7 protein-coding genes are annotated in these 12,521 nt (G+C 49.1%); 5 read left to right on the top strand and 2 right to left on the bottom strand.

Annotated elements, in window-relative coordinates:
* Positions 1-3: 3 nt before the first annotated feature.
* Both BLR73_RS07025 and BLR73_RS07020 read right to left on the bottom strand, forming a co-directional pair.
* Complete coding sequence (locus tag BLR73_RS07025) at positions 4-2,415, bottom strand: glycoside hydrolase family 127 protein (protein WP_233456377.1); 2,412 nt, start codon at positions 2,413-2,415, stop codon at positions 4-6.
* Between the two features lie 12 nt (positions 2,416-2,427).
* A complete protein-coding gene (locus BLR73_RS07020) occupies positions 2,428-3,312 on the bottom strand; it encodes a PfkB family carbohydrate kinase (protein WP_091860536.1) in 885 nt (294 codons plus the stop codon).
* A gap of 168 nt (positions 3,313-3,480) precedes the next feature.
* On the opposite strand from BLR73_RS07020, the gene BLR73_RS07015 reads away from it, so the two are divergent.
* The 5 genes from BLR73_RS07015 to BLR73_RS06995 all read left to right on the top strand — a co-directional run bounded on the left by BLR73_RS07015 (position 3,481) and on the right by BLR73_RS06995 (position 12,490).
* Positions 3,481-4,764, top strand: a complete 1,284-nt coding sequence (locus BLR73_RS07015) for a glycoside hydrolase family 28 protein (protein ID WP_369821142.1) — start codon at positions 3,481-3,483, stop codon at positions 4,762-4,764.
* Positions 4,765-4,809: 45 nt separating this feature from the next.
* The gene (locus tag BLR73_RS07010; protein ID WP_091861265.1) at positions 4,810-7,803 is read left to right on the top strand and encodes a SusC/RagA family TonB-linked outer membrane protein; all 2,994 of its coding nucleotides are present in this window, start codon (positions 4,810-4,812) and stop codon (positions 7,801-7,803) included.
* Between the two features lie 20 nt (positions 7,804-7,823).
* Complete coding sequence (locus tag BLR73_RS07005) at positions 7,824-9,476, top strand: RagB/SusD family nutrient uptake outer membrane protein (protein WP_091861262.1); 1,653 nt, start codon at positions 7,824-7,826, stop codon at positions 9,474-9,476.
* 125 nt (positions 9,477-9,601) lie between these two features.
* A complete protein-coding gene (locus tag BLR73_RS07000) occupies positions 9,602-10,561 on the top strand; it encodes an ABC transporter substrate-binding protein (RefSeq protein ID WP_028906722.1) in 960 nt (319 codons plus the stop codon).
* A gap of 6 nt (positions 10,562-10,567) precedes the next feature.
* A complete protein-coding gene (locus tag BLR73_RS06995) occupies positions 10,568-12,490 on the top strand; it encodes a SpoIIE family protein phosphatase (protein ID WP_091860530.1) in 1,923 nt (640 codons plus the stop codon).
* The last annotated feature ends 31 nt before the right edge of the window (positions 12,491-12,521 follow it).

Below are 12,521 nucleotides of genomic sequence, written 5' to 3'. Positions count from 1 at the left end.
ATATTATTGATTGTTACTAATTAGTCTCACTTCGTAAATCTCGCCAACTTGCTTGTGGGGCTTGGCTACGAATTTGATGCGCACCTGCTTCTTGCCCTTGAGCAACTGGGCGGGGATGGGATACTCCTCGAACTTGAACTGTGAGGTGCGATACTTGCCGACGAGATTAACGGTGGTTACCAGCGTGTCATCTACAAAGATATCGAACTCGGGATTCTTCCAATCGCCTACACCCCAGTATTTCAGGCGCAGACTCAGGTCGGTCTTGCCGCCTGTCTGCATCAGGTAGCTGAAATAGTGACCATCGCGGGCATCGCGGAAGAACACGTCGTTGGTATTGCCCATGGTCGATTGGTCAGTCTCCATAAAGTGGTCGCTCTCAGGCTGTTGCTCGCCTGGCTGCACCTTGTCGGTGGTGCGGGCCTCGAGTGCCTGGCGCTCCTGCTCCTGCTTGGTCAGGTTGGCCAGATAGTCCTTGTAGCTATCCTCGCTCAGGGCCAGCCAGTACATCATGTAACGGGCATCGTGCAGCTCGAAGAAAGGCATCAGCTCGCCCTCAATCTTATTTACCATCTTGGTGCTGAGGTTGAAGTGCAGGGGCTTGCCTGCTATGGGTTGCAGCTGGTTGGCGATGCTCTCCACATCCTTATTAACCAGGATAGGGGCCTGGTCGATAGGCAGTTTTTTGCCTGTGGCCAACTGGCCGAATCGGCTGTCGTCGGCTATCAGGTGTGCCAAATCCTCAGTACCCGTCTTCATAGCCAGCATGATAGGGCCGTGCATCAGGGCAATATACTGTGGCAGGTTGGGCAGATACTTCACGCTGTTGTACATGGGGAACAGGATATCAATCACATCGCCCTTTTTCCACTGGCGATTGATGGCTACATAGCTTGATGGACCAGTGACGATGCTCACAGGCTTGCCATTCACCTTAACGCTGAACTGGCCTGGCTTTACCCAGCCGGGGTAGCGCACCATGATGGGTGTTGGCTGTTTGGTGTTGGATGATTGCGTGATGGTGATACGGCTGCTCTCGCTATAAGGGAAACTGGTTTCCTGGCGCAGGGTGATGCCTTTGGCTTTCCAGTTAAGCTCTGAGGCCACAAACAGGTTCACAAACAGGGCATCGCCGCTGTGAGTGTAGATAAACTGGTTGTACTTGCCATGATTCTCCATGCCTGTGCCCACGCAGCACCACATGGCTTCGTTGGGAGCCGAATAGTTGCGGTAGTGGCGCGGACGGGCTGAAGTGAAATATACGTAGCCGCCATGCTCAGGGTGCTGGGTTGAGAGTATATGATTGAAGGTAGCCAGCTCGAAGAAGTCGGCATAGCGGGCTTCGGGGTTGCGACGATGCAGATCCTCGGTGAGCTTCAGCATATTGTTGGTGTTACAGCTCTCAGGACCGTCGATATCCTGCACAAAGTCCTGACAAGCCTCGCGACTGGGGAAGTGCTCACGACGACTGTTGCCGCCAAAGGCCAGTGTGCGCTCGCCTGTTACGATGTCCCAGAAGTAGGCGCCTGCAGTGTGGTAAGCCTCGTCGCCACTCAGCTCGGCTATACGCTCAAAACCTATCACCTTGGGCACCTGGGTGTTGGCATGCATGTTGTCGAGCACGTCGCGGCGCTGCATCAGCGGGTTCAGCAGGCGGCGATGCGAGAATCGACGGGCCACATCCAGATATTTCTGCTCGCCAGTGATGGCGTAGGCATCGGCCAGCACCTCGTTCATGCCACCATGCTCGGTATCCAGCGCGCGCTCCATCTGAGCATCGGTGAGATTGGCTGTCAGGTCGATGGCCCAGTCGCAGAAGTCCAGAAAGAGCTTCTTGGCCTGCTCGTTGCCACAGTAAACCCACGCGTCGCGAAGGCCGGCATACATCTTGTGTATATTATAGAAAGGAACCCACGCGCCAAAGTAGGGGCCGAAGTATCCTTTCTTAAAGTTGCTCCAGATACGGTCGCTGCCGGGCACACCGCCCACATAGCCACGGCCCCAGTCGGGGTGGTTCTTGGCATTGGCATCGGCACAGGCCTGCAGCTCGCTAATCCAGTATTCCATGCGCTCGCGGCACTCTTGGCTGCCAGTAGCAGCATTGATGGCCATCGCAGTCAGATAGTGGCCGCCCACGTGTCCGTCCAATCCGTCCCAATTAGGGTACGACTGGCCTTTCGGTGTTAGTCCGGCCTCTTTCAGATAAGGTGCCAGCAGGCGGTCGTTGTCGTACTTCAGCAGCGTCTCGATGTTCAAGTCGCGCGCATGCTTCAGCGGACCGTTTAGCAGGGTTACATCCCCTAAGGGAAACTCGTTGGCATACAGCCTGTCTTGGGCTTGACTACTGCCAGCTGCCAATGTCAGCAGCACAGTTAGTAGCAGGCCTCGTGAATGGTTGTTAAATAGGTACATCATTTGTTATAGTTGTTATTGATTGTTCTTGATGATTTGGTGCACATCGTCGATGCTATGGGTAAAGGGGCCTGTGTGTTCCAGCTTCAGCGTGCACATGGCGGCTGCAAACTGACCGCTTTCTATATAGCTCATCCCCCTGGCACGGGCATACAGATAGCCAGCGCTGTAGGTGTCGCCACAGCCTGTGGCATCAACTAACTTGGTTGGTGGGTAGGCAGGTGTTTCGTAGAACTTGCCCTCGGCATAGATCACCGATCCGCCACCACCTAAGGTGATAATCACCTCGCGTACACCCCAGTCGTTAATCTGCTGGGCGGCCTCGTAAGGGTCGGTCATGTTCGTCAGCGTCTGGCACTCCCACTCGTTTACCTTCAGGATAGCTGTGTGCTTCAGCAGTCGCAGCTTATCGGTCCACTCGCAGGCGCGCACCTCCTCGCCAACCACCTCGCGCAGATAGCCCTGCACATCGATGCTCACATCGCCCTTGGTGGCCAGATATTCTACTATTTCGGGTGCAAAGTCGTCGGCCAGCAGCGTGCCTAAATGGAACACACGGGCCTGCTCGTCGTTCAGTTCGTTAAGTGTGAATGGAGCCGACTTGGCCAGTACTCGCTGTGTGCGGTTGTCCATGTTGGCACCATACTTATTCTCGAAAAACACGTTGGTATCGCTCTCAAAGGCCGTTACCCGCACGCCAGCCTGGCGCAGTTTCTCAACTTCGGGCATCACCTCACGACTTACCGAGGTGATAAGGTGGAAATTAACGTCATGGGGCAAAGCCTGGATGGCCCATGCCATATAATAGGCCGAACCGCCTGCACAGTGCGTAGTTACGGGCGGAACCTGAGTGATGATCCTGTCACGAGTGATATGTCCAATACAGCAAATATCTGTCATTTTGTCGACTTTTGATTGAATATTATCTTTATTTCGGTTGCAAAGATAACATTTTTTTCTAAATATTTTGTTTTATTCGAGAAATATACTATCTTTGCAACGAATTATTCGTTACTACTAAGATAATTAATGGCGAAAAAAACATTATTGCAGTTAATTCTGCTTTGGATGATAGTGATGTCGGCAGCGGCACAATCGGTTTACGATGTGACGGCAGCTGGCGCTATTGGTAACGGTATCGTAGATGATGCCCAGGCCATTCAGCGTGCTATAGACCGTTGTTCGGCTGAGGGTGGCGGCCGTGTGCTGTTACCTCGTAATCATACCTTCATGGCTGGTCCTATTCAGCTTAAGAGCAATGTTGAGCTTTATCTGGAAGCTACTGCCACCCTGAAGGCAAACCCCAATGAAAGTATTTACCACCTGAGCGCCTTTGGTGAGAATCGAGGTGAAGGTATGCTGTGGCTCTGGGCTGAGCATGCTGAGAACATCAGCGTCTGTGGTAAGGGCACCATTCATGGTAATGGTATCGCCTTTATGGGTGCTGAGCTGAGCGACAGCTACGAGCTGAAACCATTGAAGGATCAGACTTTCGACCCACGTCCACATGTACTCACACTTACCGATGTGAAGAATCTTACCATTCGCGATGTAACCATCATGGAAGGCGCCTACTGGACGGTGCACCTGATTGGTTGCGATGAGGCTGTGATTGATGGTATCAATCTGCTGAATAATCTAAAGATCCGTAATGGCGATGGTATCGATATCGATCACTCTAAGCATGTACGTATCGCCAACTGCCATATTACCAGTGGCGATGACTGCATTTGTTTGAAGAACCGTCGTGAGTTCGAGCAGTATGGCTCGTGCCACGATATTACTGTTACCAACTGTGTGATGTCGAGCCGCTCGTGCGCCATCAAGATTGGTAGCGAGAATATGGACTCTATCTATAACGTGGTGTTTGATAACTGCATTATCACAGGTTCGAACCGTGGTTTGGGCATCCAGAATCGCGACGAGGGAACCGTTACCGATGTGGTATTCTCGAACATCCAGTTGGATTGCCGCCTGTGGAGCGATGTGTGGTGGGGTAAGGCCGAGCCTATCTATGTTACCAGCTATCCACGTGCCAACGGTAATCATAAGGATGCCAACTGGCGATTCCCCAAGGGGCAGATTGAGGGCCGTTGCGGCGAGGTGAGTCGTATCTACTTTAACAACATTACCAGCACCAGCGAGAATGGCTGCTTTGTAGGTGGCGACGTGCCTGGCAAGGTAAAGGATATCTATTTTAGTAATGTACGCGTACGACTTCAGGGCGAAGGTTCGCGTAGTATGGATAAGAGGCCTTGCAAAGGCGAGGGCTTTATCAAGGCCGACCTGAAAGCTATGAAGGCCATGCAGGTGCCCCTGATAACTGAAAATGCTACTGTAGAGATCAAATAAAAACTTTTAATAAACTCTTTTTATACTAACTTTTAATTAATGATTATGCAAAAGATCCTAAATCTCAAGCAAGGAACTCAGAAGGCCATGTTCTTCGTGTTCTTTCTGTTGTGCAGTACAGTGATGCTGGCACAGAACAAGGTGTCGGGAACTGTACTGGACGCAACCGGTGAGCCTCTCATTGGCGTAAGCGTTCTGGAAACGGGCACCAACAATGGTGTAGTGACCGATTTCAATGGTGACTTTACGCTGACTGTAAAGCAGGGTGCCAAGCTCACATTCTCTTACGTAGGCTACACCTCAAAGACCCTGGCTGCCGCCAACGGCATGAAGGTAACTCTCGAAGAGGACAACAAGGTACTGAACGAGGTTGTTGTAGTAGGTTATGGTACCATGCGCCGTAAGGATGTTACCTCATCTATCACAACTGTTAAGGCCGAAGACCTGAACCGTGGTGTATTCACCGACCCCGCTTCTATGCTGCAGGGAAAGGTGGCTGGTTTGGTTGTTACCTCTAATGGCGACCCCAACGGTGGTGCTTCTATCACTCTGCGTGGTGCTTCTTCACTGCGTAGCGGTGCTATGTCTCCTTACTATGTAATCGATGGTATCCCTGGAGTAGATATCTCAATGGTAGCTCCCGATGATATCGAGAGTATCGACGTGCTCCGCGATGCTACAGCAACCGCCATCTACGGCTCGAAGGCTGCTAACGGTGTGATCATTATCACTACTAAGAGCGGTGGCAAAAGCGATCGCACCAATGTAAGCTATAACGGTTATGTGGCTTTCGACAATGTTCTCAAAACTCTCGACATGGCTTCTGCAAATGATATCCGCAACTATGTAAAGAAGAACAACATCAACTACATGTACGATGGCAATGGCAATACAGATTGGCAGGATGAAGTGCTCCGTACAGGTGTCAGCCACAACCATAACGTAGGTATCAATGGTGGTAATGGCAAGACCAAATACATGGCTTCTATCAACTATGCAAACCGTCAGGGCGTTATTGTTGGTTCTGAGAACCAGCGCGCAAACCTCCGTTCACTCCTTTCTACAAAGATTCTCAAAGATCGTCTTGACCTTTCTATAAGTGTCAACGGTATGACAGGTAAGTATGTTGGTGTTCCAATGGGTGACGAAGGTCGTTCTGTTCTTGACGCTATGAACTACTTCAACCCAACACTCTCTACAAGAGATGCTGATGGTAACTGGACAAAGGGTGATGGTTCAAGCAACTATAACCCACTCTCACTCATCAACGAGAACAAGTCGCAGACTGAGTGGAAGCGTTTGCAGTTCATCGCTAAGGCTACAGCAAACATTTGTGAGGGCTTCACATGGAATGTAAACTACTCTTATAATACACACCAGCGTACATATAGTGCTTACGACTCACATAATTCTCAGGTCATTGAGAAGTATGGTTCTACAAGCCCTGATTTCAATGGTGTAGCACATCGTAGCACATATTTCGGTCACGAAACAACATTCGAAACATACGGCAACTTCGATAAGACTTTCAATGATGTTCACAAACTTAGTGCCATGATTGGTTACTCATGGGAGGAGAAGGTAAACAATGACGGTTTCGGCCTTCGCGTTAACAACTTCTTCGATGATACAATCGGTTGGAACAACCTCACTTATGCAGGTGAAATGAAGAATGGTATGAAGTGGGTTGAGTCTGGTACTATCGAGACTATTCGCAACATTTCATTCTATGGTCGTGTAGCTTATTCTTACAATAGTAAGTATATGGCTCAGGCAACTATTCGTCGTGACGGTTCCTCAGTATTCGGTGATGGCCATCGATGGGGTACATTCCCATCAATCTCTTTGGCATGGAACATCACAGAGGAAGAATTCATGAAGAATCAGAAAATCTTCTCTAACTTGAAGCTTCGTGCAGGTTATGGTGTATCTGGTAACGCTATGGGCTTCGGTGCTTATACAGCTGTTCCTACATACGGTTCAACAGGCGATGTTAAGGATGGTTATGTAATGCTTAGCGCTACAAAGCTGGCCAACCCTGATCTGAAGTGGGAGTCAACAGGTATGCTGAACATCGGTCTTGACTACGCAATTCTCAAGGGTCGTATCAACGGATCTATCGAGTTCTACCACAAGAAGACAAAGGATCTTATCTGGGATTATCCAGTATCTTCATACATCTACCCATTCAACTCAATTGCTGCTAACGTAGGTGAAATCACAAACAAGGGTATTGAGTTCACTATCAATGCTGTTCCTGTTCAGACCAAGAACTTTACTTGGACTACAACTCTCAACCTCTCACACAACAAGAATGTTGTAGATAAGCTCTCTAACGATATGTATAAGACTTCTACATTCGCACAGGGCGATCCAATGGTTGCTGGTGTTTCTGCTAACGGTTGGACACAGCGTGTTATGGAAGGTGAGCCTCTTGGAACATTCTACACATACGAATGGGCAGGCTATAACGAAAAAGGAATCTCTGTATACTACACACGCGACGAGAATGGCAACCGCGATGGTGGCACAACAACTGACCCGGATTATAAGGATCGTACTATCACAGGTTGTGCACAGCCTAAGTTGAACCTCGGTTGGAACAACACCGTGAACTATAAGAACTGGGACTTCTCTTGTTTCTTCACAGGTGTATTCGGACATAAGGTTTACAATGGTCTCCGTGCTCACTATACAGCGCCTGACTTCTTCGCTGGTGGCAAGAACGTCATGACGGAATTCGTTAATGAGCGTTCTCCTAAAGATACAGGTTCTAACATCCCATCTGACAAGTTCATCGAGAAGGGTGACTATATCCGTCTCCAGAGCCTTACTGTAGGTTATACATTCAACAACTTCGGTGGTTGGATTAAGAGCCTCCAACTCTATGCTACAATGAACAACGTATTCACCATCACAAGCTACAAGGGTCTTGACCCAGAGGTTAACCTCGGTGGTATTGATCCGGGTGTTGACTATCGTTGGTCAAATTACCCACATACTCGTACTACTATGGTCGGTGCTAAGATTAACTTCTAAAATATTAAGCGAATATGAATATGAAAACAAATAAAATAATCCTTTCAGCTGCCCTTTTGGGTCTGGTTTTTAGCAGCTGTACAGATTTGGATGTTGATGTAGATTCTCAGTACACCCAGATGCCTGGTACCGAGGCTGCTGTCAACGCGAACATGAACGACCTTTTCATTAAATTCAGAGGTACTCTTGGTCGCCGCTATATGGAGGCTACATGTCTCTCTTCTGACGAATATACTGCAGTGTCATATTCTGGTAACTGGGTTGATGGCTATACGTATGCTCACTCAGCATATCATAACTATAACTACGAGGATGCCGTTCTTGACTGGATGTCAGAATTGGGTAAGGCTAATGTGCTCGCTAGCGAGATTGCCGGCTCTTCTTATCCTGAGCAGAACCGTTATGAGGCTCGCCTTATGCGTGCTTTCCATACATTCCTTGAAATGGATATGTGGGGCGATGTGCCCATCGCTGATGGTGACTATGTAACTGAGCACGGGCTCGATCCAAACAATCGTCACCCACGTGCTGAGGTAGCAAAGTACATCGAGAAGGAACTTCTTGAAATCATTGCTGCCGACAAGCTCTCTACCGATGTATTCGGCGACTATTATGGCAAGCCAACCAAGTACATGGCTCAGGCTCTCCTCGTTAAGCTCTACATCAACTGGCCAGTTTATACTGCTGCTGCTGTGGAAAGCTACGATGCAGCTACTGCTAAGAATGAGAAGCTGAATGATTGTATCGCTCTTTGTGATGAACTCATCAAGAGTGGCAAGTTCGCTCTCGGTCCAGACGAGTATCGTTTCAAGTTCAATTGGGACAACACAGAGCGTGTAAAGGCTGGTACTATCAAGGACTTCATCTATGCTATGGAGTATGACACCAGCACAGCACAGGGTATGCAGTGGGGCCGTTCACACTCTTACAAGGATATCAAGAAGCTTGACCCATCTATGTTCGGTGAGTTCCTCAACAACTCTGGTGGTGCTTACATGACTCTTACCCCTGAATGCGTAAGTCGTTTCAATCTTAAGGGCGACCAGCGTAACTGGATGGTTTTCGGTCTTGAGGACAAGGATCACAACCCTGCAAATGGCCAGGTTTATGTATATGATAACAAAACGTTGCTCCCAACAGATGTTAAGTGTCTTGACCGTAACGGCAATCCTCTCGTGCTCACAAAGGACATCGCTGTCCCAGGTGAACTTGCATCTGTTGATGTAGGTGATGACCTCGAAGGTTGGCGTCAGGGTTATCGTTCTTCAAAGTGGTTTGTTTGCAACAACGACTACTCTAATGGACGTAACCAGTCAAACGACGTTCCCATTTTCCGTTATGCAGATATTCTCTTGACAAAGGCTGAGGCTATGGTGCGTGCTGGTCAGAGCGGTTCAAAGGAGCTCTTCAACCAGATTCGTACATATGTAGGTGCTCCTACACTCGATAATGACCCAACTCTTGACGATATCTATATGGAGCGTGGTCGTGAGTTCTTCGATGAGCTCTGGCGTCGTAACGATATGATCCGTTTCGGTCACTATGAGGATGAGTGGTTCCCACACTACAAGAACAATCCAAATGCAAACTTCGAGAAGACTCGCCGTATCTTCCCAATCAAGAAGGGTGACCTTGATGTTAACGATGGTTGGTCTCAGAATGCAGGCTATTAATCCGAAGTTAAGTTTTATACAATCTTTATACGTCTGGGCGGGCACTACGGTGGCTGCCCAGATTTTTATGGTATTTTAATGGCCAATAGTTTTGGAAGTTAGATAATTTTTCGTATCTTTGCGGCGTGAAACCAAAGGTAAAATTATTTATTACTGCTATAACGCTTGCTGTTTGCTTGCCGTTGCTGGCGCAGAAGAAATACACTGGAAAGTTCGTCTTTACGCCACAGTGGACTGCCCATGCGCAGTTTGCTGGTTATTATGTGGCCCAGGAAAAAGGCTTCTATAAGGCCGAAGGCCTGGATGTGGATATAGTGCACCCATCGGTATCCGAAACGGCTATGCATCGCATTCAGGAGGCTGAGAGTCATGCCACCACGCTGCCACTCTGCTTGGCGATGGAGATTATGGACAAAGGTGTGCCTTTGGTGAACATCCTGCAAACATCGATGAACAACTCTACGGTTATCGTATCGCGCCGTGGTAAGAATCCGCTCACGCAGAAGGGTGCCCGTGTGGGTATTTGGCATGCCGGATTCGGACAGGTGGCCATCTGCATGAGTCGCAAGGAGCATCTGAATTACCAGTGGATACAGTTTACATCGAACTTCGACTTGTTTATAAAAGGCGCCATCGATGCTACGCTGGCCATGAGCTACAACGAGTACTACCAGCTGATGCAGATGGGCTTTACATTTACCAAGGATAATGTTTATCGCTTTAGCGACCACGGTTACAATATTCAGGACGATGGTCTGTATATGCGCCGCGACTACTACGAGACCCATAAGGCCAAGGCAGAGAAGTTTGCCCGTGCCAGCCGTAAGGGTTGGGAATGGGCCAGCGAGCATCCTGAGGAAACGCTGGATATTGTGATGAAATATGTACAGCAGAACCACGTGACAACCAATCGCACGCTGCAGCGCCTGATGCTGAAAGAGATACTGCGCCTGCAGGTGGACCGCGACTCGAAGAAACGTGAGTTCCGTTTGCGCCCTGATATGGTGAAGAAGGCCAATATGCTGATGCGCTCGAATGGGATGCTGAAGCGCGACATTACTTACAAAGAATTATTAGATCGTTAATACCACATGAAGAATCCAAGAGACTATATCCGAACTTCCCTGTCACGTCGCCTTAGTATTATCATTGTACTGATGGCCTCGGTATTTTTTCTGGGATCGCTTGGATTCTTGTTTGTAGAGTCGCGTAAGGCTGTGCGCGAGGAGGCGCTGAACGGTGCGGCTCAGGTGTTGGATAACACGGTGCAGCGTGTAAACGTGCTGATGCAGCGTGTAGAGATAGCATCCGATAACTTTATGTGGTTGCCATTGCGACATCTGGATGTGGCCGACTCGATGTTTGTGTATTCGCGTCGAATCCTGACTTGCAACCCTGATCTGAATGGCTGCTCGATAGCTTTCGAACCCAACTATTTTCCCGATAAGGGCCATTATTTCTCGGCCTATACCCTTAACGACGATGGTAAATTTGATACTACCCAGGAGGGTAACCCTGCCTACGACTATCATTATATGGATTGGTATCAGGCTCCCAAACTGCTGGATGAGCCAGTGTGGATTGAGCCGTTTGCAGATTTCAACCCTGAGGATGTCTATGCCGAGGAGATTATTGCATCGTACTGCCGACCAATGAAGGATTCGAAGGGACGCTACGTGGGTACATTCTCTACTGATATCTCGATGGAGTGGATATCTAAAACCATATCCGAAGTAAAGCCCTATCCCAACTCGTACTGCATTATGATTGGTCAGAGTGGTACTTTCTTTGTACACCCCGATACCACCAAACTGCTGCGCGAGAGCATTTTTACGCCTACACTGGAGCATCCTGATACGGCACTTACCAACCTGGGACATGCCATGCAGCGTGGCGAAACAGGTGTACGCAAACTGGTATTTGAGGGTAAGGAGAGCTATGTGTTCTACAAGCCACTTGGCATTACAGGCTGGAGCGTGGCTATGGTTTGTCCTGAGAGCGATATTTTTGGCGGTTACATGCGTCTGTATAAGATAGTTATCTTTATCGTTATCGCCGGATTGATACTGATGCGTCTGGCCTTCAGTCGTATCATCAAGCGCGAGTTGAAGCCACTGAACACGCTGGCACAGCAGGCCGAGACGATTGCATCGGGACAGTTTGACAAAACGCTGCCACGCGATAACCGTATCGACGAGATTGGTAAACTCACGCATTCGTTCAGCGACATGCAGCACTCGTTGGTTAACTACATCAGCGAGCTGAAGCGCACCACAGCTGTTAAAGCCTCTATCGAGAGTGAGCTGAAGGTGGCCAGCGACATACAGATGGGTATGATTCCACGTGTGTTCCCACCATTCCCTGAGCGCCAGGATATCGACCTGTATGCACTGATGACTCCAGCCAAGGTGGTTGGTGGCGATCTGTACGACTACTTCCTGCAGAACGAGCGCCTTTACTTCTGTGTGGGCGACGTATCGGGTAAGGGTATTCCTGCTGCGATGTTTATGGCGATTACACGCGACCTGTTCCGCATTATTGCCCAGCAGAACCGTTCGCCATGGGAGATTGCTACGATGATGAACAACTTCCTGGTAAAGGACAACGACCAGAGCATGTTTGTAACCATGTTTATTGGTATGGTTGACCTGCCTAAGGGCCGATTGGAGTACTGTAACTGCGGTCATAATGTGCCTATACTGGATGGTAAGTTCCTGGAGATGGGCAGCACAAACCAGCCATTGGGCTTGTGGGAGTGCAAGGCCTTTGAGGGCGAGGTGATAGAGGATATTCGCAACCGACAGCTGCTGGTTTATACCGACGGACTGAACGAGGCCGAGAACGACCGTCAGGACCGTTTGGGCGACGAACGTCTGCTGGAGGCTATGCAGGGTACTGAGCAACTGACATCCGAGGAGGTTATACACCGTCTGCAGGTAGTGGTTAACAACCATCGTGCAGGTGCAGAACCAAACGACGACCTGACGCTGCTGTGCCTCTCGATCCGTAAATAACAAATATGATATAATCCATTTTATCAACCAT

This window comes from Prevotella sp. khp1, from assembly GCF_900102205.1.
GTDB lineage: Bacteria > Bacteroidota > Bacteroidia > Bacteroidales > Bacteroidaceae > Prevotella > Prevotella ruminicola.
This window is presented reverse-complemented; position numbering and strand designations above follow the sequence as displayed.